20 protein-coding genes and 1 other annotated feature are annotated in these 24835 nt (G+C 52.1%); of the genes, 9 read left to right on the forward strand and 11 right to left on the reverse strand.

The features are described 5' to 3' along the window. Positions 1 to 58: 58 nt before the first annotated feature. Both K0J45_RS05355 and hpf read right to left on the reverse strand, forming a co-directional pair. Entirely contained in the window at positions 59 to 2023 is a 1965-nt protein-coding gene (locus K0J45_RS05355) for a chorismate mutase (protein WP_220044561.1), read from the reverse strand. A 50-nt stretch (positions 2024 to 2073) separates the two neighbouring features. Next, positions 2074 to 2196: a sequence feature (Phe leader region), on the reverse strand. 831 nt (positions 2197 to 3027) lie between these two features. Continuing rightward, complete coding sequence (hpf, locus tag K0J45_RS05360; protein WP_011864877.1) at positions 3028 to 3402, reverse strand: ribosome hibernation-promoting factor, HPF/YfiA family; 375 nt, start codon at positions 3400 to 3402, stop codon at positions 3028 to 3030. 274 nt (positions 3403 to 3676) lie between these two features. Here hpf and K0J45_RS05365 point away from each other — a divergent pair, with 274 nt between their 5' ends. Continuing rightward, on the forward strand, positions 3677 to 4360 hold the full coding sequence (locus K0J45_RS05365; RefSeq protein WP_258406771.1) for a cytochrome b/b6 domain-containing protein: 684 nt from the start codon (positions 3677 to 3679) through the stop codon (positions 4358 to 4360). Between the two features lie 199 nt (positions 4361 to 4559). On the opposite strand, the gene K0J45_RS05370 is transcribed toward K0J45_RS05365, so the two are convergent. Beyond that, positions 4560 to 5021 (reverse strand): c-type cytochrome, encoded by a 462-nt coding sequence (locus tag K0J45_RS05370; protein ID WP_144201136.1) that lies wholly within the window; start codon positions 5019 to 5021, stop codon positions 4560 to 4562. 230 nt (positions 5022 to 5251) lie between these two features. Between K0J45_RS05370 and trpR the strand changes: the two genes are divergently transcribed. Next, positions 5252 to 5527 (forward strand): trp operon repressor, encoded by a 276-nt coding sequence (gene trpR / locus K0J45_RS05375; RefSeq protein WP_220044563.1) that lies wholly within the window; start codon positions 5252 to 5254, stop codon positions 5525 to 5527. 75 nt (positions 5528 to 5602) lie between these two features. Here the strand turns inward: trpR and K0J45_RS05380 are convergent, their stop codons facing one another. Continuing rightward, positions 5603 to 6034 carry a hypothetical protein gene (locus K0J45_RS05380; RefSeq protein ID WP_220044564.1) on the reverse strand — a complete coding sequence of 144 codons (432 nt, stop codon included), beginning with the start codon at positions 6032 to 6034 and terminating at the stop codon, positions 5603 to 5605. Between the two features lie 136 nt (positions 6035 to 6170). After that, on the reverse strand, positions 6171 to 6785 hold the full coding sequence (gene slyD / locus K0J45_RS05385) for a peptidylprolyl isomerase (RefSeq protein ID WP_144201142.1): 615 nt from the start codon (positions 6783 to 6785) through the stop codon (positions 6171 to 6173). A gap of 716 nt (positions 6786 to 7501) precedes the next feature. Here slyD and thrA point away from each other — a divergent pair. The 4 genes from thrA (at position 7502) to K0J45_RS05405 (ending at position 12869) form a co-directional block, all read left to right on the forward strand. Then, positions 7502 to 9970 carry a bifunctional aspartate kinase/homoserine dehydrogenase I gene (gene thrA / locus K0J45_RS05390; protein WP_220044565.1) on the forward strand — a complete coding sequence of 823 codons (2469 nt, stop codon included), beginning with the start codon at positions 7502 to 7504 and terminating at the stop codon, positions 9968 to 9970. Next, entirely contained in the window at positions 9967 to 10917 is a 951-nt protein-coding gene (gene thrB / locus K0J45_RS05395) for a homoserine kinase (RefSeq protein WP_220044566.1), read from the forward strand. The genes thrA and thrB overlap by 4 nt, the downstream gene beginning before the upstream one ends. 13 nt (positions 10918 to 10930) lie before the next feature. Next, positions 10931 to 12214, forward strand: a complete 1284-nt coding sequence (gene thrC / locus K0J45_RS05400; RefSeq protein WP_220044567.1) for a threonine synthase — start codon at positions 10931 to 10933, stop codon at positions 12212 to 12214. 358 nt (positions 12215 to 12572) lie between these two features. Next, on the forward strand, positions 12573 to 12869 hold the full coding sequence (locus tag K0J45_RS05405) for a hypothetical protein (RefSeq protein WP_011864886.1): 297 nt from the start codon (positions 12573 to 12575) through the stop codon (positions 12867 to 12869). Here the strand turns inward: K0J45_RS05405 and nfo are convergent. Further along, on the reverse strand, positions 12866 to 13717 hold the full coding sequence (gene nfo, locus K0J45_RS05410) for a deoxyribonuclease IV (RefSeq protein ID WP_220044568.1): 852 nt from the start codon (positions 13715 to 13717) through the stop codon (positions 12866 to 12868). The genes K0J45_RS05405 and nfo overlap by 4 nt on opposite strands. A gap of 132 nt (positions 13718 to 13849) precedes the next feature. Here nfo and K0J45_RS05415 point away from each other — a divergent pair, with 132 nt between their 5' ends. The 3 genes from K0J45_RS05415 to K0J45_RS05425 all read left to right on the forward strand — a co-directional run bounded on the left by K0J45_RS05415 (position 13850) and on the right by K0J45_RS05425 (position 17634). After that, the gene (locus tag K0J45_RS05415; RefSeq protein WP_258406772.1) at positions 13850 to 15874 is read left to right on the forward strand and encodes a hybrid sensor histidine kinase/response regulator; all 2025 of its coding nucleotides are present in this window, start codon (positions 13850 to 13852) and stop codon (positions 15872 to 15874) included. Next, positions 15871 to 16965 carry a response regulator transcription factor gene (locus K0J45_RS05420; RefSeq protein WP_144201154.1) on the forward strand — a complete coding sequence of 365 codons (1095 nt, stop codon included), beginning with the start codon at positions 15871 to 15873 and terminating at the stop codon, positions 16963 to 16965. Before K0J45_RS05415 ends, K0J45_RS05420 begins: the two co-directional genes overlap by 4 nt. A gap of 126 nt (positions 16966 to 17091) precedes the next feature. Continuing rightward, positions 17092 to 17634 (forward strand): hemerythrin domain-containing protein, encoded by a 543-nt coding sequence (locus K0J45_RS05425; RefSeq protein WP_011864890.1) that lies wholly within the window; start codon positions 17092 to 17094, stop codon positions 17632 to 17634. Between the two features lie 64 nt (positions 17635 to 17698). On the opposite strand, the gene K0J45_RS05430 is transcribed toward K0J45_RS05425, so the two are convergent. The 5 genes from K0J45_RS05430 to K0J45_RS05450 form a co-directional block, all read right to left on the reverse strand. After that, on the reverse strand, positions 17699 to 17890 hold the full coding sequence (locus K0J45_RS05430; protein WP_011864891.1) for a DUF3545 family protein: 192 nt from the start codon (positions 17888 to 17890) through the stop codon (positions 17699 to 17701). A 228-nt stretch (positions 17891 to 18118) separates the two neighbouring features. Next, positions 18119 to 19756 carry a glucose-6-phosphate isomerase gene (pgi, locus tag K0J45_RS05435; protein ID WP_220044570.1) on the reverse strand — a complete coding sequence of 546 codons (1638 nt, stop codon included), beginning with the start codon at positions 19754 to 19756 and terminating at the stop codon, positions 18119 to 18121. Positions 19757 to 19769: 13 nt separating this feature from the next. After that, on the reverse strand, positions 19770 to 20726 hold the full coding sequence (gene tal / locus K0J45_RS05440; protein WP_220044571.1) for a transaldolase: 957 nt from the start codon (positions 20724 to 20726) through the stop codon (positions 19770 to 19772). Between the two features lie 273 nt (positions 20727 to 20999). Then, a complete protein-coding gene (locus K0J45_RS05445) occupies positions 21000 to 22103 on the reverse strand; it encodes an OmpA family protein (protein ID WP_220044572.1) in 1104 nt (367 codons plus the stop codon). Between the two features lie 247 nt (positions 22104 to 22350). Further along, positions 22351 to 24717, reverse strand: a complete 2367-nt coding sequence (locus K0J45_RS05450; protein ID WP_011864895.1) for a phosphoketolase family protein — start codon at positions 24715 to 24717, stop codon at positions 22351 to 22353. Positions 24718 to 24835: the final 118 nt, after the last annotated feature.

Raw genomic sequence — 24835 nt, forward strand, 5'->3', positions numbered from 1 at the left:
AGAGGACCTCTGGTCCTCTTTTTTTATGACTTAGCAGCTCTTGTTATGACACAAGTGACTAGCCACGGTAGAGACGGGCGAGGATGTCGCTATGCCCCTTAAGTTGCTGTGGGTCACTCACGCCCAGCACCAGGCCATCGGCCTTGAGCGCCTTGGCTGCGCCCGCTTGGCTGGCAAGCTCCTCTTGCTGACAGGCGTAGCGGGTGTTGAGCAGTACCGGTAGGTGGCTTCTCTCCTTGAGGCTGATCAGGCCTGATAGATCTAAGGTGGGTCGCTGCTGCTCGTTGAAGGTTCTGATGCCGGCTTCGCTCAGAACCAACTGCTGATTGCCTGCGGCTAAGATGATCTCGGCGGCGCCCAGCCACTCATCCAGGCTGGCCATGGTGTTGCGCTCTAAGATCACCGGCATGTGCAGGGCGCCAACTTGTTCGAGTAGATCGCGATTATGCATCTGCTTGCCGCTGATCAGCAGCATGTCGGCATGATCGCTGGCGAGCGTCAGCTCGCTCTCATGTTCGATGGCGACGATACAAGCCAGATCAAACTGGTTTAGGGCTCGGCGCATCTCACTTAGTTGGCGATTGGCCATGGGGTTGGTATTTAGCTCGCTGACGGTCACCGCCTGGAAACCCGCCTCCTTTATCTGTTTCGCCAGTTGGCTGTAGTGGCCAGACTCTTGGCTCAGCGCCAGTTGAGCGATGGCGCCAAACTGACCGTCGCCTATCTTCAGCTGCCTGCAGATGACGCTAGTGACCTGTGGATGTTCGGTCAGGCTATGACGCTGGTGTTTGGCATCCTGCTTCTCTTTGGCCTGTTGGTCTGCTTCGCGGCTGGTGGTGGGCTCTATCATCAGCTGACTGTTGCTCAGCTGGGTGGGGTTGACGGTTTCGCAAGGGTAGCAGCCCAGCACCTTGATGAAGCGAGTGATGCGCTCAAGCTCCTTCAATGCCTGCTGCATCTCGTCGCTGGCTAGATTCGCGTCGAGGTCCAGATAGAACATCTCTTCCCATGGCGTGCCTGGAATAGGGCGCGATTCGAGCTTACTCATGTTGAGATCATGGGCCTTTAAGATAAGCAGGGCTTCTACCAGGGCGCCGGGCTTCTGTCCCGTGGCCATGATGAGGGTTGTCTTGGCTGGCAGCTGCTCGGGCACCGCAATCGCCTTTCTTGCCACGACAATGAAGCGGCTCTGGTTGATCTTCTGGTTGGCCAGCTCGCGCTCAACAGCCTCGAGTTGATACAGGGCGCCCCCTTCGACGCTGCCGATGGCGGCGACGCTGTTGTCGTCGGCCTCGAGTACCCTCTCCATGGCCTCGGCGCTGCTGGAGCAGTATTCCAGTTTAAACTCGCCATGTTGGCTCAGGTAGCGGCTGCACTGGCTGATAGGTTGCGGATGGGCATAGATGGTCTTTATCTGCTTAAGGTTGGTGCCGGGCTTGGCCAGCAAGCAATGGCCAACCTCTATGGTGGTTTCGCCGACGATTGCCAGGCTGGTGTGCTGCAGCACGTCATAGACTTCGTTGATCGAGCCAGAGGAGGTGTTCTCAATCGGCAGGAAGCCGTAATCCGCATGACCGGATTCCACCGCCTGCACTATCTCATCGAAGCTCTTGCAACCCAGATCCTGCATGCCCACCTGACGGCGCTCGCAGTAGCGGGTGGCGGCGAGATAGGAGTAGGAGCCGCGGGCGCCCAGATAGGCGATGTTGTATTGCTGCTTCTGAAAGTCTGGATTGGCACGGCCCTGTAGGTAGGCCTGCTGGTTCAATACCGAGTCTTCGATAATGCTCTGATAGAGAGAGAGGACATAATGGGCGTCGAGTCCCTGTTCGCGTCCCTGCTTAACCAGGCGGGCCAGTAGCTCTTTCTCTCTCTGGGTGTCGCGTATCGGGCGAATATCGACCTCTTTGCTGCGGGCGACATCAAGACTCAGAGCCCGGCGTTTGGCCAGCAGTGCCAGCAGTTCATTGTCGAGTGCGGTGATCTGTTCCCGGGTATGGCTAAGGGGATGTGGTTTGGTCATGCTGTCCTCTGTCGTTGAACGCTTCTCGATTACTAATACAAATAACTACAAATAAAAAAGCCCCCCATAATGGGAGGCCTTGGAATTTTTACTTTCGTTTTTACACCGAAATTCCGCCTCCCTAGAAGGGTGGAATAAAAAAGAAAGTAAAAAAAGCTTGGGTGTTCATTTTCATAGCCTTCAAATTAAGCCCTGCTCAATACCCTGTCAATCAAAAAAGGGACAAAGTGAGAATTTATCCCTTTGGGAATAAGCCGCCGGCTCTGACTGGGGGAATGCCATCAATAGAAAGCGCACCTATTGAGGTGCGCCGGGAGAGTAAAAGATCAGAATTTAAGATGGGGCATCCTCCTTTGCTTGTCGCCTGCAGATGAAAGCACTGCGGCAGGTGATAAGGGAGAGGCAGCGGGCTAATCGACTAGCGGTGATCCAATGGCCTGTTAACGTCTACTACGTTGGTTTGCCTTGATTGGTTATCTGGCTGCCTCAGTTAGGGAAAAAGCACTCAATATTAAAATGGGACTGCGCTCCTTTCTCACTACTTAGGGGGCAATAGTTTGAGATTATCTCAGCGGCCACCCTATGGCTCACGGGGACGACTTGTTTGGCGCTATGCCTGGTTCCTATTTGGGCTCATCTTAAGCCTTAGGTTGTGTGAGTCGCCTACAATAAATCAAACGTGAAAGATTAACGTCTTGCGTTTGGCTAATGTGACCTCTTACTCCTGTGTTGGCTTGCATGTGACATCAGAGACGGCACTTAATAGTAAGTATAACAAGGGCGGACAACATAGCTAGTTCGTTAGCTGAGTTCCACGGCTTCTTACTGAAGGCCTGTGGCAGGTTTGAATGTCCGTCCTCGTCTTTTGCCTGTCGCTGTACCTTTATTTAGGTGGCGATTTTATTATCCACCAAGTTTGGGTAAGTGGCTTTTGTGCCAGTTCGTTAGCGTTCGTTCCTCGGTCTATGCCTGAGGCGATGTTTCGCCACTTACCGTTAAATCTGTTACGCCGCGTATTCCTTATCTATTGTCTCGTCATACTCGTCGTCTAATTCGGCGCTTTCTGGCGTTGGGCTTGTCGCTGGAGCAGTGTAGCGAGCTCCTTCCGGTTTGTGGCTGAGGCGATTGAGCTGTTTCTCCAATTTCTGACCCATTGCATTGATTGCTGCATAGAGATCTTTGTCTTTCGCCTGAGCAAATAAGGTGTTGCTTGGTATACCGACTGAAGCTTCTATCTTAAACCCTTGCTTCTCTTGACCTATGATTACATGTGGATTTATGAGCTGTACATCGTGTCTACTTAGTTTTTCTAAACGGCTCTCGATACGTTCACGGATAGGAGTGGTGACTTCGAAATCTTTACTTGTAATCTTTATCATATGTCGAACCTTTCGTTGTTTCCTTGACTTCAGATTACCAATTTAGCCCCCATAAAACGTGATCTAGATCAACTTTTTGCTGCCATTATTTTCCGTTCGTTGGTTATTTGAGCCCTTAGACAAAATTGCAAAATAAACATTAGGAATGGCTTGTATTTCTCTATTTTAGGCTGCATATTTGACTGGATAACACTGCTTACATAAATCTATTTGCCTCTCCCTATCGCTTCAAATATCATCAATTTCATTATTTTCTAAAGCGATGAGTTATAAGATGTCCTCAGTAGAAAACCCTCAGTCTGGCCAGGTAAAAATTAAGGTATGGGATCTGCCTACGCGCCTGTTTCATTGGTCCATGATAGCGCTGCTCGGTGGCCTATGGTGGAGCGCCGAGGTGGGGGAGATGCAATGGCATCAGGTATTTGCCTATGGCCTATTGATCTTGATTGGCTTTCGTATTCTCTGGGGCATAGTGGGCAGCGAGACCTCGCGCTTTAGTCATTTCGTTAAGTCGCCGACTCAGGTGCTGGCCTATGTCAAACAGCCACAGGGGCGTAGCATAGGCCATAATCCGCTCGGTGGTTATATGGTGGTGGCGATGATTTTGGTGCTGGTGGCTCAGCTCACCACAGGCCTGTTTGCCACAGACGAAGTCTTTACCGAAGGGCCGCTATACAGTTATGTGAGCAGCGAGCTTGCCGGGACCCTGACCTGGCTGCATAAGCAAAATTTCAATTTACTCCTGCTGCTGGCGGTTTTGCATATTCTTGCAGTGATCTGGCACGGTATTAAAGGCGACAAGTTGGTGGGCGCCATGATCACCGGCTATAAGAGTGTCAGCCGCGAGAGCGTTACCGAGTTTAAGTTTCGCTCAGGCCTGATGGCCCTGACCTTGGTCGGCGTGTTAGCGGGCTTGGTAGTGAACTATCTGATTTGGCCAATCGCGGCCATGCTTTAGCGCTATTAGATCTTGGTGTTGTTAGGTCTTAGTGTTGTTAGCTTAGTGTTGTTAGATTGAAGCGGTATTAAATTGAAGCGTGATCGGCTGAGCTGAAGCAAAGGATAAAAAAAGGGAGCTTAACTGCTCCCTTTTTTATTCGTCTAACGAGTTATCTTGCTGGTCGTCTGACTAGTCGTCTGCAATAGTCGAGTTTGAATTAGTCTTTTTTGTAGACGTCGTGGCAACCCTTACAGCTCTTGCCGGTATTCATAAAGGCTTGCTTGATCGCGTTTTGATCGCTTGATTGTGCGGCAACGGCGAGTTTAGCGGCGTTGTCTTGGAAAGCGCTCATCTTAGCGTCGAAATCGGCCTTGTCGCTCCAGATCTTTGCCAGCGCATCTGTGTGGCCCTTGTCAGAACCGGCAACGAATCCTTCGGCTGGTAGCTTGCTCAGTGCGGCAACGTTTTGTGCACGCATAGCAAAGACTTCGGCGTCGAACGGCTTCTTGCCCTTAAGCATAGCGCCCATGTCGCCAAAGTTGTGAGCGATCAGGCCAAAAGCAGATTGACGATAGTGGATCGCATCGTCTGTCTCTTTGAAGTTATTGGCTTGTACCGCTGAGGCCAGTAAGGCACTGCCGGCTAGGGCTAGCAGGCTTAATTTAAACTGTTTTTTCATGGCAATCATTCTCACTACTTTGTGGTTTTATGTGATCTAACGCAAACATTCTAATCTTAATTAACTATCAGATACTATAGATTTTTCTCTAAAACACCGGCCAAAATGTGTCCGAATGTGTCTAACCCTTAGGCGCCTGACTAATCACATCGATGGCCCAGATAGCCAGCGCGACAGGTTTCTTGGTACACTTGCTTGTACTGGTAGGCAATGACAGCTTAGGAGCCAAAGTGCGCGCAAATTGGGATCTGGTTTTAGAGAAAGTGGTCAACCATCAAGATACCGACGCCTTGATGGATCTGTTCGATTTGCTGCTCACCGAAGAGGAGCGCAGCGCCATCGCCGGGCGGCTGAAGGTGTTTCAGGCCTTGCTGCTGGGAGAGATGAGCCAGCGACAGATTGCCGCCGAGTTCGAGATCAGTATCGCCACCATCACACGTTGTTCCAACTACCTCAAACATATGCCTGTAGAGCAGCGCGAGCGCATCAAGGCGCTCATTCTCTAACGGCAAGCTCTTTAAGGACTCAGTCTGTTAACGACTCAGTTTGTTAACTAGCAGTTCTATCCGGAAGCTCTCTAACTAGATCACCCGAATAGTCACGGGTAGTTGGTGCTGACGATAGCTGCGGCGCTGCGCCAGACGAAACAGTGCGAAACTGGCTAATCCTGCGGCGGCAAACATCAGATAATTCGAGTCGCCATGGCGAAAGACAAATAGGGTGCCTAGCAGGTATGCGTAGGGCAGCAGATTATAAAGGGCTTCGGGCAAAATTCCGCGCCTGCGACGCTTGGGATTGTCGCTCCGCCGGTTCTGTGAGCGCATGTTGAAGATACGCGCGCCGAGCAGGAAGATGATCACGGCTAAGAGCACAGGAAGGGGCGCCGGGCTCAGCAGTATGGTGCTTGCTGCGATGAGCAGGTAGATGGCAGGGAGTTTTTCATAGACGGGCTGAGCTATCATGTCGATATCCTTATCGTTAATACGCAGCGAGCTGATTCTGTCTTGAAGCATAAAATAAAAGAGTCGGCTTCACCTAATGAAAGGTGGCCGACTCTCTTCAGAATCCTACCTGAGTCTGACGCGCCTGCGTCCAACTAAGGCTTTAGATTGAGTGGCTAATGCCTCTAGTTACTAGTGCCTTTAGAGCTTAGTGCTGGCAGCCGCAACCGCCGTTGCCGTCACAACCTTCTTTGGCTGGCTTCTCAGGATCTTCGCTACAGCAACCGCCATGGTGACCATGACCTTCGCCGCCACAGCAACCACCTTCATGGCTATGCTCGTGGCTACCACAGCCGCCGGCTGCATGGATATGGCCATGGGCGATCTCTTCGGCGCTAGCGTCGCGCACTGACAGTACTTCAACGGTGAAATTAAGGGTTTGACCCGCGAGTGGGTGGTTACCGTCAACTACGACCACATCGTCTTTCACTTCGGTGACTTGTACCGGACGTTGGCCCATCTCTGTTTCGGCGATAAAACGCATGCCTGGCACGATATCTTCGATATCGCCGAAGGCTGCTAATGGGACATCTTGGCGTAAACCATCGTGGTAAGGACCGTAAGCCTGCTCGGCTTCTACAGTAACGTCGAGCTTGTCGCCAACACTTTTGCCTTCGAGCGCCTGCTCAAGGCCTGGGATCATGTTTTCTGCACCGTGAAGGTATAGCATTGGCTCACCTTCAAATGAACTCTCGATCAACTCACCTTGCTGGTTCGTTAAGCGGTAATGGATGCTAACAGCTTTGTGTTGGGTGATTATCATATCGCCTCCAATTCAGAATGTGGCGGCATTTTAGCTCGCTTTGTTGGCCTTGGCGATGACCTAGCGCAGCTTCTTGAGGGAAAATCGGTAAATTTTTTTTCATTCGCCTAGGCCCTGGGAGAAGGCGGTCAGGTCTAATGATTTCATTTTGATTTGTTATTCATTATTTGTGGGAAAATATTTTGCTTTGCTGGTGGTTAAATTTGTGGGGTAACAGTGGGTTTTGGGTCTCTCATTTCGGTAGGTGAGTTAGTTGTATTAAAGCTAGGCCTTATACTGGGTTAGGTTGTTTTTGTGTTTTTATGCTGCTGTTTAATAGCGATTTTTGTGTCATGGCTATAAAGGTGTTCTGACAGTGAAGCTAAGTCTAACTCACCCTCAGATGACAGGAAGTCTATCCCTCGTCATTTGATTTTAGGGCTTATGGTTTGCCTGGTGCCCAAAGTGTATTTTTATAAAGTTTCATTTCAGGGGTTGACACCTTGGGGCAAAAAAGGCAATTCTGTAGAGACTTCAACGAATATGTTTTGATACGACGAAAAGAATTTAAATGTTTAGCCTTAATCTCGTAGTAACCACCATTATTACAACCACCACGATTACCAGCGTGGGGGCCGGCTAAGCATACTCGAAAGAAATGATTTGAAATGACTAAGCCCGCTCCCCATCAAGGAGCGGGTTTTTTTGTTTCTGGGGCGCGGTACTAAGGAGAGAAGATGAAGGTAATGAAGTTCGGTGGTACCTCGCTGGCCAATTGGCAGAGGTTTAATAGTGCGGCGCAAATCGTCTTGGCTTCGGCCGCAGAGCAGCCGACGGCAGTGGTGTTAAGCGCCCCGGCAACCGTGACCAATGGTTTGCTGGAGATGGTCGACCTGGCAGTGGCCGGAGATGATTTCGCTCCAGTCTTGAGCCAGGTGCATGAGGTCTTTAAGACCCTCTATGGCCAAGCGGCCAGCGAGGTGCTGAGCGCAGAGCAATCCGATAGCCTAGAAGCTGTTCTGGCGGCGCAGCTCAAGCACTGGCAAGACAAGCTGCAAGGCGTGGTCTTGCTGGGTGAGTGCCCCGACTCTGTTCGCGCCGAGATAGTGGTCGGTGGCGAGCGCCTCTCTGCGGCGCTGATGGAGCAGTTGATGTTGGCGGCGGGCGTGTCTGCCAATCAGCTAGTGCCACAACAGTTGTTTGTGGCCCACGGGCCGGCGCTGGAGTCGGTTGTCGATATCGCTGCCAGCAAGCAGCGTTTTGCCGAGCTTTCTCTCGATGCCCATCAGGTGTGGGTGATGCCAGGCTTTACTGCCGGCGATAAGGATGGTCGTGTGGTCACCCTGGGCCGTAACGGCTCAGATTATTCGGCGGCCGTGTTGTCGGCCTGTATCGATGCCAGCTGCTGCGAGATCTGGACAGATGTAGATGGCGTCTATAACACTGACCCACGTGTCGTCGCCGATGCTAAGCTTCTGACTCAGCTCAGTTATCAAGAGGCGATGGAGCTGTCTTATTTCGGCGCCAAGGTGCTACATCCAAAGACAATCGCCCCAATCGCTCAGTACCATATCCCTTGCTATATACGTAACAGCTTCAACCCTAATGCGCCCGGCACCTTAGTGTCTAATCAAGTGGACGAGACAGGGCTGAACGTTAAGGCTATCTCTAATCTCGACGAGCAGACCATGTTTGATATCGCCGGTCCCGGCATGAAGGGCATGGTGGGCATGGCGAGTCGTACCCTGGGCGCCATCTCCCGCTCTGGGGTATCAGTCTCCCTCATCACTCAAAGCTCTTCGGAATACAGCATCAGCTTCTGTGTGGCGACCCAGGATGCCGAGCGGGTGCGCCTGGCGCTGGAGCAGGAGTTTGAGCTGGAGCTTAAGAGCGAGATCCTCGAGCAGATCGCCATGCGCCACAATCTGGCCATCGTCTCGCTGATCGGTGACGGCATGCGCACTCACAAGGGGGTCGCCGGTAAATTCTTCCAAGCATTGGCCCAGGCCAATGTCAACATAGTTGCTATCGCCCAGGGCTCCTCCGAGCGCTCCATCTCGGCGGTTATCGAGCTGCGTAAGACCAAGCATGCCATCGCCGCCTGTCATCAGAGTTTCTTCGATGTGCAGCACTATCTGGATGTCTTCCTGGTGGGCTGCGGTAATGTAGGTGCCGGCCTGCTCGAGCAGATCAAGCAGCAGGCAGAGATGTTGAAGGCCCAGCACATTACGGTGCGTGTCTGTGGCGTGGCTAACTCTCGCCACATGCTGCTCGATGCCAAGGGGATAGATCTCAATCATTGGCAGGGACTCCTGGCCGACAGCGAGCAAGGCTGCGACCTGGATAAGATGCTCGCCTGGGCCAAAGACCAGCAGCTACTAAATCCTGTGCTGGTGGATTGTACCTCTAACGAAGCGGTATCTGACCAATATGTTGCGGTAATGAACGCCGGGCTGCATGTGGTTACTCCTAACAAGAAGGCCAACACCCGCGACTATGATTACTACCGCGCCCTGAGACAGACGGCGCTGCATCAGCGTCGCCAGTTCCTCTACGAAACCACGGTTGGCGCCGGTCTGCCGGTTATCGATAACCTGAAGAAGCTGTTGTTCGCCGGTGATAAGCTGCAGAAATTCAATGGCATCCTCTCGGGTTCACTCTCCTACATCTTCGGTATGCTCGATGAGGGGATGAGCCTGTCGGAGGCGACACGTATCGCCCGTGAGAAATGCTTTACCGAGCCAGACCCAAGAGACGATCTAAGCGGCATGGATGTGGCCCGAAAGGTGCTGATCCTTGCCCGTGAGGTGGGGATGCAGATAGAGCTGAGTGACATTCAGGTGGAGTCTGTGTTGCCGAGCCATTTCGACGCTTCTGGTGATGTCGAGATCTTTATGGCGAACCTGAGCGCACTTGATGGCGAACTTGCCCAGCGCGTAAATAGCGCCAAGGCGGCGGGTAAGGTGCTGCGTTATGTGGGGCAGATAGACGAAGAGGGCTGCCGGGTGAAGATCGCCGAGGTGGACGCGATGGATCCACTCTACAGCGTTAAGGGCGGTGAGAATGCGTTGGCCTTCTACAGCCGTTACTATCAGCCGATCCCATTTGTGCTGCGCGGCTATGGCGCGGGCACAGAGGTGACGGCGGCGGGTGTGTTTGCCGATCTGCTGAGAACCCTTAACTGGACACGGGAGATGGGCGTATGAGTTTAACGGTTTATGCGCCGGCCTCCATGGGTAACGTCGGAGTCGGATTCGATCTGCTGGGCGCCGCCTTGGCACCTGTTGATGGCAGCCTGCTCGGCGATCGCGTCGCCATAGAATCGGCGCCCCATGGCGTCTCGCTGAGTCTGGCCGGTCATTGGGCCGACAAGCTACCGGCGGCCAGCGAAGAGAATATCGTCTACCAATGTGCGACCTTCTTTCTTGAGCAGCTAGGTAGCCGCGCTGGCGTAGCCATGACCTTAGAGAAGAACCTGCCGGTGGGCAGCGGCCTTGGCTCCAGCGCCAGTTCTGTGGTCGCCGCCCTGTACGCCCTGAACGAGCATTTCGACCGCCCCTATGATAGCGACGCCTTGCTAAGGCTGATGGGGGAGTTTGAGGGCAAGATCAGCGGCTCGGTCCACTATGACAATGTGGCGCCCTGTTACCTTGGTGGCATGCAGCTGATGCTGGATACCCCAAGTGCCCTGTGTCAGGGCCTGCCAGTGTTTAAAGACTGGTATTGGGTCGTGGCTTATCCTGGGATCTCCCTGTCGACCGCTAAGATGCGGGCCCTGCTGCCGGCGCAGTATGATAAGTCGGTGGCGATCGATTTTGGCCGTTACCTGAGCGCATTCGTACACGCCAGTTACCGTCAGGATGCCAAGCTGGCCATAGAGGTATTAAAAGATGTGCTGGCCGAACCTTACCGCGCATCGGAAATTCCCGGCTATGAGCAGGCGCGCGCGGCCTTGGCCGAGCTTGGCATGGCAACCACGGGGATCTCGGGTAGTGGCCCCACGCTGTTCTCCGTGACCGATAACCTGGAGACGGCTAACAAGGCCAAGGCCTGGCTGGATGCAAACTATGTCACCTCCGGCGCGGGTTTTTCCCATATATGTCAAATCGATATGCTCGGCACGCGCCGTGTAGATGCAGCAATTTTAGATTAATAGGCGGATCAAGATGGAACTCTATAACTTAAAGCACCCCTCACAGAAGGTTAGTTTCACTCAGGCGGTCAAGCTGGGCCTGGGGAAAGATCGTGGCCTGTTTTTCCCTGTCTCTATCCCCAAGTTAGATAATGTCGATGCGCTGTTGGCGATGGATTTCGTCGAGCGTTCTAAGGCGATCTTGGGGGCCTGGTTGGCCGACGAGCTAGGTCAGGAGATGGTAGACGGTCTGGTAGAGCGCGCCTTTAACTTTGAGCTGCCGCTGACCAAGGCCGATGACAGACGTTTCTGCCTGGAGCTATTTCATGGCCCGACCCTGGCATTTAAAGACTTCGGCGCCCGCTTCATGGCCCAGTGCCTCAATAGCCTGGCCCAGGAAGATAAACTCACCATATTGACCGCCACCTCTGGTGACACGGGCGCCGCCGTGGCCGATGCCTTCTACGGGCTGGATAAGGTGCAGGTGGTGGTGCTCTATCCAAAGGGCAAGATCAGCCTGCTACAGGAGAAGATGTTTACCACCCTGGGTGACAACATACATACGGTGGCGGTGGAGAGCGATTTCGATGCCTGTCAGGATATGGTTAAGGCCGCCTTCGAAGACAGCGATGTACGTGACGGCCTGCATCTTAACTCGGCCAACTCTATCAACATCAGCCGCTTGCTGGCACAGATCTGCTACTACTTCGAGGCGGTTGCCCAGTTTAAGCGCGCTAACCAAGGCGATCCTGTGATCGCCGTGCCCAGCGGCAACTTCGGTAATCTGACGGCTGGCCTATTTGCCAAGGCGATGGGACTGCCTGTGAAGCGTTTCGTGGCGGCCACCAACAGTAACGATACTGTGCCGCGCTATCTGGCCGATGGTCAGTGGTCGCCCAAGGCAACCGTCGCGACCCTCTCTAATGCCATGGATGTGGCCGAGCCGAGCAACTGGCCCAGGGTTGAGACTATCATGGAGGTGATGAACTGGCCACTGAGCGAACTGGTGGGCGTTGGTCTCTCCGAGCAAGATACGGTGGAGGCGCTGGGTGAGCTCTATCGCGGCGGCTATCTATCCGAGCCTCACGCGGCCATCGCGGCCAAGGCGCTGTCGTTAACCATGTCGGCCGATGAGCAGGGGATCTTCCTCGGTACGGCCCATCCGGCCAAGTTTAAAGAGGTGGTAGAAGAGGCGCTAGCTATCGAACTGGAGCTGCCGCCTGAGCTACAAGCGGTGAAGGATAAGCCTATCCTGTCGGCCGAACTGCCTGCCGATTTTGCCCGCCTCAAGGCTCACCTGTTTGAGACCTTGGCTTAGCTTCTACCTGGTTATTCATGCTTAAAGCCAAGGCGATAGTGCCTTGGCTTTTTTATGCCCGCTTCTGTCTGCCTTATCTGTTAGCACAGCTTTTTAGTTCAATTAGTCTCTGTCAATCCAGTTGTTTTAATCCAGTTGTTTCAATTCGGTTGTTTATATGGGGCGGCAGCTAACCTCTGCGCCGTATTTCATTAGCATTATCAGCAAGGCGTTTGCATTGATTCGCGCCAATTACCTAGGTTGCCAAATGTATCAATGACCTTGAGACCGGCGTGATGATTGTCACAACCAAGCTCTGCTAAATCACTTATCTTACAGGCCTTTTTCTTTAGCCTTTATTTGACAGAGCCGTGACGTGTTGCATCTTAGAGTGATTTTACCTGGCCTTTGTTTACTGACAGCCTGCGCCTCAAATGAGCCACAGCTCTATTCACGAATCAATGAGGCCTATGATTTCGAGGTGACCCATTGCGATAGCTTCGCCATGGTGACTGGGATAGGCAGAGGAGAGGCGCCGCTAAGGGCGGCGCAGGATAATGCCAAGCAGCAAGGCGAGGCTCTGCAGGGCACTCATATTGTCTGGCTACAAGAAGATCACTTCGACAGGGATAATCAGGTCAGGGTGATTGCCGTGGTCTACAAGTGCCTGCTTTAGCGTGTCTGGCTACGTAGCCAGTTTATTTCTTGCTGCCAGATCTCAGGTTCTATCGTCTCTAATATGAGGGGGATCTGCCTGGTCGCCGGATGTTTCATGATATAGCTAAAGGCGTCCATACCGATATAACCGGCGCCGAGTGAGTGGTGCCTGTCGACTCGGCTGTTCAGCGGTGTCTTGCTGTCGTTGAGGTGCATCGCCTTAAGGTAGCGGTTGCCCACTATGGCATCAAATTGGCCGAAGCTCGCCTCACAGGCCTCGAGAGTGGTTAAGTCGTAGCCGGCGGCAAACATGTGGCAGGTGTCGATACAGACACCGACCCGGCTCTTATCTTCTACCTTGTCGATGATCTGTGCCAGCTGCTCGAAGCTATGGCCCAGGTTTGAGCCCTGACCGGCGGTGTTTTCTATGATGGCGCTGACGCCTTGCGTCTTATCCAGTGCTAGGTTGATCGATTCGCTGATGCGGGCCAGGCACTCGTCTATGCCTATCTTGTTGAGATGACTACCGGGATGAAAGTTGAGCTGGGTCAATCCCATCTGTTCGCAGCGCTGCATTTCGTCGAGAAAGGCTTCTCGCGAGCGCGCTAGCTGCTCCTCATCTGGGTGGCCAAGATTAATCAGGTAGCTGTCGTGGGGCAGAATGGCATCGGGGCGAATATTGGCATGCTCACAGTTGGCCTTGAAGGCGTCAATCTGCGAAGGGCAGAGCGGCGCCGCCTGCCAGCGTCTCTGATTCTTGGTGAACAGGGCAAAGGCATTGGCACCTATCTTCTGTGCGTTCAGCGGCGCATTGGCGATACCGCCGGCGGCGCTAACATGGGCACCGACCCAATGAGTGTCTGGCATTTTTCCTCACTAACTTTAAACAAGTTTATAAATTTTATCGGTATTTTGAGCGATTTTCCTAAGCTGGACTATGCTCAATGAAAGGCATTTCGCCCGACTTCTTCATTTTTCAATAGTGGAATGGACTCTAGCGTGTTTAAGGATCTCTCTCAATCTGAATTTATGGACTTTGGCCCGGCCTTGATCGCCCAACTGGGGAAGTTACAGGGACAGTTTATTCGCGGTGACGATGTGCTCTTGCCCCTGTGTCGTATTCTGGCCGATAGCAGCGGCGCCGAATCTGTGATGATTCTCTCCCGTCGTCTGCTGGCCAGCGACGAGATGCCGGCCGATGTGACCTGCTGGTGTCGGGATTCCATGCGTTATATCACCCTGTGGCGACAGGTGAAGGATTGGCCGTTGCTGGATGGCCAGCGGGGGGCGCACCAGTGGCAACGCTTCGTGGTTTGGCCCATAGAGGGGCTCGACGTCAACATCTTCTTCTATCGCCCGGGTAAGGGCTGGCTGTCTTTTCTCACCTCCTATCAGACCTTCATTGCCGACAGCATCAGCGGCATGTTGCTGCAGCAGAGCCAGGATTGGCAGCAGAGTCGTAACGCCCAGATCATTAAGTCTATCGACACTCAGATGTACCAGTCTATCGTCAGTAATAGCGAAGATATGATAGTGGTCGCCTCGCGTCAGAAGGGGATGGCGCCGGTGATCATGTATGCCAATGCTGCTGCGACCGCCATCAGCCAATATCCGCGCAGTCAGCTTATCGGCAAGTCGATCGAACTCTTCTTCGGCGATCAGGACGACAAGGCGCTGGAGCTGTTGGAGGCGATTGAGCTGCGCCTGGAGTTTACCGGCGAGCTGGTCTGCTCTACCGCCACGGGGGAGAAGGTGATCCTGCATACCCATCTAATTGCCCTTAACGAGCAGTATGAAGATGGCAGCCTGTTTACCCTTGTCGGCCGGGACATTACGGAGCAGAAGCTGATGCAAAATACCATGGCCCGCACCCAGAAAATGCAGGCCATGGGCCAGCTGGTAGGGGGCGTGGCCCACGATTTCAACAACATCTTAGGTGTGCTCAAGGGCAATCTGGAGTTGATGGAACTTAAGGGCAAGGATGAGTCTATCGCCCGCTATCTGGCCACGGCGCTCAAGGCCTGTCAGCGCGGAACCGACCTGACCCGGCGTCTGCTGCAGTTTTCCCGGCAGGAGCAGTTCAGTGCCCAGCCGGTGCAGGTCAACGAGGTGCTACAGAGCCTGGAGGAGCTGCTGGAGAAATCCTTGACCACCCAGGTGAGCCTCAATATTCAGCCCCAGCCATCGATGCGGGATATCTGTGTCGATCGCGGCGACCTCGAAGATGCGCTGATCAATCTGGTGCTGAATGCCAAAGATGCCATGCATGGGGAAGGGCAGATCACCATAGTGACCGGTGAGCAGTATCTGTCGGGCTACCTTCCCGGGGTGGGCAATACCGTCAGCACTGATAACCGAGATTATGTCTGGGTGTCGGTGATCGATCAGGGCGGGGGGATCCCAGATAACTTGCTGGATAAGATCTTCGAGCCATTCTTTACCACCAAAGACAAGAGCAAGGGGACCGGGCTCGGGCTCTCCATGGTGTATGGCTTCGTCAAACGCTCCAACGGATATATGAGCATCATGCGCACGGGTGCTGATGGCACTGAGATCCGTCTCTGGTTTCCGGCCATCAAGCCGGTCGAGCGGCAGATTGAGCGCCAGCACAGTCCGCTTGAGTATCCCAAGGTCGCGCGGCCGATCAAGGTGCTTATCGTCGATGATGAGCCAGATCTGCTCGAGGTGCTGTGCGATTACTGTCAGATGATGGGGATGGAGGTGCTGGCCTATACGGATCCTCTGCTGGTCAAGGAGCAGTTTAAGGATGGCATAGATAACATAGACCTCATCATCTCAGATCTCTTGATGCCGGGGGGCATTAACGGTTATGAGCTGGTGACTGACCTGAGCGTGCACCGAACGATTCCTGTGCTGCTGATCTCAGGCTATGTCGGCGATGTCGGCATCAGCAGTCGGGAAGATCTGCCTTTTCAGGTGCTGCAGAAACCCTTCGATATCCGCGCCTTCGTACGCGGCCTCGAAGAGATAGGGATTGAGTTTGTACAAGGAGAATTGCGATGAACAACATGGAGATTTGGGTTGTAGACGATGACAGGGATTACTGCGAGCTGATCGTCGAGATGTTGCAAGATGAGTTCAAGGTGAGCCCCTTCTATGGTGCGGCGGATTTTCGCGCCGCCCTGCAAACCCAGAAGCCGGATCTGCTGCTGATGGATATCAACCTGCCCGATACCGATGGCATTACCCTATGCCGTGAGCTACAGGCCAGCAACCAAGAGGTGGCCGTGCTGTTTGTCTCTGGGATGAATACCCTGGAGGAGCGCCTTAAGGCCTATGAGGTGAATGCGGTGGATTTCATCGCCAAGCCGTTTGAGCTCAAGGAGTTGCTGGCCAAGGTCCACAGCGTCGCCCACTATGTGATGAAGCAGCGGGAGCTGATCCAGGCGGAATCCGTCTCGCGCAACATGGCTTTTCAGTCGATGACTGAGTCGTCACAGTATGGTTGTGTGCTGCAGTTCTTCCGTCAATGTTTTCTCTGTAACGATCATCAGACCTTGGCGGATGCCTTCTTTGATCTGATGCAGCAGCTCAATCTCAACACCTGCCTGGAGATACGTGGGGAAAACGTGGAGTATTTTGCTCCCAGGCATGCGGCCATAAGCCCCATAGAGTCGAACATTCTCGAGCTATTGGATAAACATGGTCGCCTGTATGATTTTGGCTGCCGTACCATATGTAACGACAAGCATGTCTCCTTCTTGATCAAGAATATGCCGATAAACGATGAGGTCCTCTACGGCAGGCTGAGGGATATCATCGCCGTGGTGGTCGAAGGACTGGAGGCACGCGTCCTGGATATCAGTCGCCAACAGACGCTGACACAGGTGTTTCTCGACATCGAATCGCTTATCGGCGATATCAACGTCGCAACCCTAGAGCATGATGAGAAATTTAGTGCGGCGCTCATTAACATGACCACTGAGATCCGTGGCAGCTTCCATGTGCTGGACATGACCATAGAGCAGGAAGATTATTTTACGGCGCTTATCGAGCGTAATCTGAAGGAGGTGAAATCGGCCTCCGAGGCCTTTACCCGTCTGCAATCTGCGCTGGGCAAGGTGATGGACGTGCTCGGGGGAAGCGTATCTTAAGTGATTATTTTATGTTCGTTTTTCTTGATCTGAGTCACGTCATCATGACGGCTTACATATTAGTGTGAGTAAAAGTTCAACAATTTACTATAGTAACTAAAGGCGTCTAGAAGGTTGGAGGTGACGATGTTAGCGAGACTTCATAATGACCATAAACATATCGCGATACTGTTAAATATCCTTAAAAATAAGCAGCAGCGGCTGCAACATGGCGAGGCCGTCAACTTTAATCTGATCCGAGATATCGTCGAATATATGCAGAGCTATGCCGAGCATAGCCATCACCCGCTCGAGGATCTGATCAACGAATTCTATATTCAGACCCATCCCGAGGAGGCCTTGGAGAAGCAGTTGGGGGAAGAGCACCATAACCTTATCGAAAGCTCAACCAGTCTGATGTCTACCCTAAACCTTATCTTAAGTGACGTCCCGGTACAGAATGAAACCTTGAGCCAGGCCCTGAAGGAGTATGTCGAGGCGCAGCGCAATCACATGATGTATGAAGAGGGTAAGTTGTTCCCCATCTGGGAGGCGGGGATGACAGAGGCCCAGTGGCAGGAAGTGGCAGACAGATGCCAAGAGAAGTTGATCTGCGACCCATTATTTAGCGATGACGACAACCTACTCTTCGAAGAGTTAAAAGAGTATCTGGCCAAGGCCGATGATTAACAGCTAATCACTAACAACCTATAGATACAAAAATAGCGCCTAAGGCGCTATTTTTATTGTTTATTTACATCAGAAGGTTATCTAAGTCGTATTCGAAACTGCTGTCGATATCCTGAAGCTCTTTAATCAAACGCTGTTTCTCTTTGATAGCCTCTATTTCACGCCATTTTCGCTTCTTGTTGGAGCTTCGCGAACGACTGTTGGGTCTTTCAATGACGGTATCATCTAGCGCACTACCATAATCTAAGCGATTCATGGCAACCTCCTGTTGTTGTATTTTTTCTCAACAATTAAATATCACACTTCCAATTTATGGTGCAAGAAAAATGTTTCAATAATGTTAAGTCTGGGTGAATCATTTATGGCGCAACAGGCGGTTTTTTGCCCCTAGGATGGGAGGTCGCGCAGGTTTGCTGGTGGATATTACTGCAGATAACAAAAAAGCCAGTGAAAACTGGCTTTTTTATCGGCTAAGGTTGCTGGCTTAGAGTTGGCCGCGTCTAAAGAGATTGATGAGGGCGTTGCTGGAGGCATCCAGAGCCTTAGCCTCTTCATCGCTTTGCAGACGTGCGAGCACATCGTTGCCTAGGGTCTTACCGAGTTCGACGCCCCATTGGTCGAAGGAGTTGATGTCCCATAACGCGCCTTGAACGAAGGTTCTATGCTCGTACAGGGCGATCAAGGCACCCAGTGTTTCCGGAGTCAGCTTGTCCATCAGCAGGGTGTTGCTTGGCTTATTGCCTTCCATCACCTTGTGCTTAGCAATCAATGCCTTCTCTTCCTGGCTCAGTGAGCTGCCGTCGAGTTCGGCGAGTGCCTCATCGAAGGTTCTGCCTTGCATCAGCGCCTGAGTCTGGCCAAAACAGTTGGAGGCCAGCTGCACATGGTGTTCGCCGAGCGGGTTATGGCTCTGCAGTGGCAGAATAAAGTCTGCCGGGATCAGTGCCGTGCCTTGGTGTAACAACTGGTGATAGGCGTGTTGACCATTGGTGCCTTCGCCGCCCCAGATCACAGGGCCGGTTGCATGGTCGACGTTGTCGCCATTGAGGGTGACAGATTTACCGTTACTCTCCATGTCCAGCTGTTGGAAGTAAGCCGGCAGGCCTCTGAGGTAATGATCATAGGTCAATACCACATGGGATTGTGCCTGGTAGAAGTTGCCATAGAGTAGGGAAAACAGCCCCATGATCACCGGCATATTCTGTTCGAGCGGCGCCTCGACAAAATGCTTGTCCATCGACTTGGCGCCAGACAGCAGCTGGTAGAAGTTGTCCATGCCGATCAACAGGGCGATAGGCAGACCTATGGCCGACCAGAGTGAATAACGACCGCCCACCCAATCCCACATAGGGAAGATGTTGTCCGCATCCATGCCAAATTCGGTTGCCTTGGCCACGTTTGAGGTGACGGCAACGAAATGCTTGGCGATGTCTACTTGGGTACCGCCATTTTCCAGGAACCAGGCCTTGGCACTCAGGGTGTTGGTCAGCGTCTCTTGGGTGCCAAAAGACTTAGACGACATCACGAATAGTGTGGTTTCCGGATCCACCAGACGCAGCTTCTCACACAGTGAGGTGGCATCGACGTTGGCGACGAAGTGACACTTGAGCGCCGGATTCCAGTATGGTCTCAGGGCCTGAGTAACTATCTTAGGGCCAAGGAAGGAGCCACCGATACCTATGCTCACGATATCTGTGATCGCCTTGCCCGTGTAGCCCTTCCACTCGCCGGAGGTGACTGCCTCGACAAACTTGGCCATCTTGGCCTGAGTCTGTTTTACCTCGGGAACGATATTCTGGCCATCGACCAAAATAACCTCGTCGTCCTCAGCTCTGAGGGCCGTGTGCAGCACGGCGCGTTTCTCTGTGTTGTTGATGATCTCGCCATTGAACATGGCGCGGATCTTATCGCTTAGACCGGCAGATTTAGCCAGTTTAAACAGCTGCTCAAGCGTCTGCTCATCCGCTCGGTTCTTCGAGTAATCTAGCAGCAGGCCGCAGGCGGACAGTGACATCTTGTCAAAGCGCTGTGGATCGGCCTCAAATAGCTCGCGCATGTGTGGCAGCTTCGCGGCTTGTGCCTCGAGCTCGGCCCATGCGTCTTGCTGAGTAAGCTTAGTCATGACATCTATTCCCTTAGGCTTCGAGTTCTGCTTTTAGCATGGTTTCAAGTTTGCCCTGATCGATGGCAAAATTGCGGATACCTTCGGCCAGTTTCTCTACCGCCATCGCATCTTGGTTGAACTCCCAACGGAACTCGGCTTCGCTCAGTGCTGCACCAGGAGCGACCACTTCATTGGCGGCCTGTAGTTTTTGCACGACTGGTGTGTCGCTGTTGGCCATCTCTTCAAGCAGCGCAGGGCCGATAGTTAGACGGTCACAGCCTGCCAGTTCGATGATTTCTCCCGTGTTACGGAAGCTTGCGCCCATCACAACCGTCTTGTAGCCGTGACGCTTGTAGTAGTTGTAGATGTTGGTGACTGAGACAACGCCTGGATCTTCTACGGCGCTGTACTCTAGGCCAGTGTCTTTCTTGTACCAATCGAGAATACGGCCGACGAAAGGCGAGATCAGGTAAACACCAGCTTCGGCACAGGCTCTGGCCTGGGCAAAACAGAAGAGTAGCGTTAGGTTACAGTTGATGCCTTCTTTTTCCAGCTCTTTGGCGGCGCAGATCCCTTCCCAGGTTGAGGCGAGTTTGATCAGGATACGAGACTTGTCTATGCCGGCTTCTTCATAGAGCTTGATCAGCTTGTGTGCCTTCTCGATAGAGCCTGCCTTGTCGAAGGATAGGCGAGCGTCTACCTCGGTAGAGATGCGGCCAGGAACAATCTTTAGGATCTCCAGGCCGATGTTGACCGCCAGCTTGTCACCAGCATCTTCGACCTGCTGGGCCAGATCGTCACTCTGCGCCTTGGCCCATTCGATGGCATTGGCAATCAGGTGCTTGTATTCAGGAATTTGGGCTGCTTTTAGGATAAGAGAGGGGTTGGTGGTGGCGTCTTGTGGTTGATAACGCTTGATGGCTTCGATGTCACCGGTATCGGCAACTATGGTAGTGATAGATTTGAATTGCTCTAGTGTATTAGCCATGAAAATTACATCCTTCTTAAGAAGCAGCTTAAGTGTGTGGTTTACTAACGGCTATTAGACGCGATTTTGCCGATATTTCCAACCGTGAATGAAAAAAAATTACAGAAAAGTTGCTAAATATCAGTAAAAGGCATTTTAGCCGTCGCCGATTAGTGAGGCTGATGCTTGTGCTAAACGGACTTAGAGTATAACCATTAAATTATGACAGGAAAAAAAATCGCTGCCTAAGCAGCGATTTTTAGTGAGGTCGATCATTAAGTTAATCGTAAAGACTTACTTTAGAACCGGCTCTTTACGCACGCCAGTGACGTGGGCTTCGATGCGGCGGTTAGCCTTGTTGGCTTCGGCGCTTTTGCCTTCGATCAGAGGCTGAGTGATACCGTAACCTTTAGCGCTGACGCGATCTTGGCTGATACCGTACTTGCTAACCAGCAGTTCGGCAACGGCATTGGCACGACGCTCTGACAGATCCATGTTGTAGTCTGGGTTACCTACGTTAGAGGCGTGACCACCGATCAACACGGTTGCGCGTGGGTTTTGGTTCATGTAGTTGGCCAGCTTTTCGATTTGACCGTAAGATGCAGAGTTCACCACGGCTGAGTTGTTGGCAAAGCGAATTGAACCCAGTTCATGTTTTTCGGTGACTTCGCGGTAAACCGTACAACCATTGGCATCAACCTTGTGGTTGCTTGGCGTGTTGGCACATTGGTCTTTGTCGTCAGTCACACCGTCGTTGTCTGAATCTTTTGGTGCAACAACCACAGGTGCTGCTACAGCGGCTGGTGCTGCGCGACCAAATCGGTAGCTCAGCTCAAGACCCCAGTAGTTGCTTTCCATCTCAAGTGTGTTCCACTTGTCTTCGTCGAGATTTTCATAACGACGATACTTGGCTTGCAGCTTGAGGTTGTCGGTGAAGTTGTAGCCGATACCCGCACCAAAGTATGGTGCAACACCGCTGTCGCTGTAGTACTCGCTACCCCACTGTTTGTTGTTTGACAGTAGGTAGTTCATTGCACCCGCTTCGGCAGACAGGCTCCAACGGTCGGCAAATGGCCAGAAACCTACCAGGCCGAGTGTCATACCGCGAGCACCGACGTCGTTAAGTTTGTTGGCATAGTCGACCCACTCGGCACGGCCTAGGTCACGATAGCCTAGCTCGACACCGAAATAGTCGTTAAAGAGGTAACCACCAAATACGTCCCAAGCATAAGGATCGTCTTCACCACACTGCTTCATGGTCTTCTGATCGCAGTTAGGCTCGTAGTTGTTAACGCCTAAACCGCCACCGACATACCAAGGGGTGAGTTCTTGTGCTGCATTGGCTGCAAATGGGAGCATTGATGTAAGCAGAATAGCTTTCAATGTATTGTTCATCATTTTCCAATTCCTTTGTTTTACTATCTTCCCCCATGCTGTTTTTATCCTGTAAAAACATGCCAGCACTTTGTGGGGGGACTCCTTAGATATTATCGCTAGCCTCTGTATTATCTTACGTGAATATAGAAATTGCCATGATAAACAGGCATTTTTTTTAGGATCATTGGTCACTTGATAATAAAAAAGGCGTTTCCGCTAGGAATCGCCTTTTTTCTAGTAGAATAATTAACGTAGCGTTAATCTATTCTTAACGTGTCCAGATCCAGTTTTCGATGTTTTCTGGGTCGACACCGTTTGCCTTGATGTAGTTACGGTGGTCAACCAGACGCTGTAGCATGTCTGTGGTGATGGCAACGTGTTGTGTCTCGTCAATCACACCTTGTTGGAATAGCTTGTAAGCCATATCGATAACCAGGTGGTAGCGAGAAGTACCGTTACGCACACCCATATCGAATGGTGTAGTGGTTGAACCTTCCTCTTCATAGCCCTTGATGCGGAATCTGTGGCTACCCTTGTAATCGAATACCAGTTTCTTGATGGTGTTCGGATAACCGTGGTAGTTGAAGACCACACCCTTATCGGCGGTGAAGATCTCATCCATCATCCAAGGCTTGCTTTGGAACTTACGGCTACCCAGACCGCTGCTGGTTAGCTCGGTTACGCTGACGAAGCGAACGCGGACTCTTGGTAGCAGCTCACGCAGGATGACCAGAGAGGCCATACATTCTTGGGTCACATAGTCACCACAGCCTGCCAGTACTACGTCTGGGTTTTCATCTGAGGCGAAGTCCCACACCATGACACCATCTTTAGCCTGTTGACGGGCTTCGTCCAGTGTTAGCCATTGTGGCAACTCTTTCTTACCGGCGGCGATGATGTTGAGCTTATCGCGATCGGCGAAGGCACGCTCTGTGTAAACCAGGGTAGAGTTAGCATCTGCTGGCAGATAAGCCGAGATGATCTCTGGGTGTTTCTCAAGCATAGCTCCTAGGAAAGAAGGGTTCTGGTGAGAATAACCGTTGTGGTCTTGGCGCTCCAGCAGTGAAGAGAGCACTACGTTACAAGCGGGAACTGGCTTACGGAAGTGTACGCCTTGGCTTGCATAGACATATTTACAGTATTGGTCGGCCATAGAGGAGACCACCTGTGAGAATGACTCATAAGTTGGGAACATGCCGTGACGACCCGTTACTGTGTAGCCGTGTAGCATACCGAATAGCAGGTTCTCAGATAGCAGCTCAAGTACTCGACCGTCGCGAGACATATCTTCGTCCCAGCTTTCGATAGGCCACTGCCATGCACGATCTGTCTCTTCAAACACAGCTTGTAGCTGGTTAGAATAGGTTTCGTCAGGGCTGAAGATACGCAGATTGCGTTGGTCTCTGTTGAGCTTGAATGCATCACGCATCCATTGGCCCATCTTGAGCATAGAGTAACCACGTTGGCCTCTAGGCGTTTCTGCACCGTAGGCCAGGTCTTCCAGCTTAGGATTGTTGAGTGAACGTACCACTTCGCCGCCGTAGCTCAGGTGTTGACGACCACAGCAAAGCTCTTTTGGTGGTAGCAATGATTGAATGTCTTTGTCGAACACGATCTGGTTTTGTTCGTTGATGCTATAGAGTTCGTTAAACTTGTAGCTGGCAAGCCATTGATCTAAGGCTTCAAGGTGTTGTTTGTCTTTCGCACACTTGTTAACGATAACCTGGTGAGACTCACAGTTACCTTCTAACTTCTTACCATTGTCTTCGGCAACGCCTGTCCAACCTTTTGCGGTGCGCATCAGAATCACTGGCCAGCGAGGCTTAACGACATCTTCGCCGCTACGAGCCTTGGTCTGAATGGCTTCGATCATGGCATAGGATTCATCCATCGCCTTGGTCATCTGCACGTAGACATCTTCTTCAAGGTCGCTGTCGACAATGATTGGGTGGTAGCCAAGGCCTTTAAATTCAAGCTCAAGTTCTTCGTGGCTCATGCGTCCCATACGGGTTGGGCCAGAGATCTTGTAGCCGTTGATGTGAACGATTGGCAGTACGGCACCGTTGTTGGCTGGAGATACCAGACGGTTAGCATACCAAGAGGCTGCTAGTGGGCCCGTTTCTGATTCGCCGTCACCAATAAGTACGGTAGCGATGAGGTTAGGGTTATCCAGCACGGCACCCCAGGCAACTGAGAGTGAGTAGCCTAGCTCACCACCTTCGAGGATCTGACCCGGTGCTTCTGGGTTAGCGTGAGAAGGGTAGCCATAGGCGGCTGAAAATTTCTTACAGATATCTTCGATACCTGTCTCGTTGTACGGAATCGTCTCTGGATAGAAATGACTCAAAGATCCTTCCATAAATAGGTTAGCTTGTACGGCTGGGAAGCCATGGCCTGGGCCGACAAGGTAGAGGAAAGGACGGTTGGTTTTCTTGATGAGACGGTTGACGTTAGCGTAGACGAAGTTGATACCTGGACAAGTACCCCAGTGCCCTAGCAGTCTGGGTTTGATGTCGCTATGCTCTAGCGGACGCTTGTGCAGTACGTTCTGCTTCAGGTAGATTTGCGAGGTGGCCAGGAAGTTGGTCGCTCTTACAAATTTCTTTAGTGCGGTGATCTCTTGCTGTTGTGACATAAATAACCCCATTTATAGTAAGCAATAAGTTAATCAAAGCTCATGTGAGGCACTATATTTGTAATTTTATTACAAAAATGTGTTCAATATCTTATTTTTGCAAAGTCATTAAATTTGC

Source organism: Shewanella alkalitolerans (assembly GCF_019457575.1).
Classification (GTDB): Bacteria; Pseudomonadota; Gammaproteobacteria; order Enterobacterales; family Shewanellaceae; genus Shewanella; species Shewanella loihica.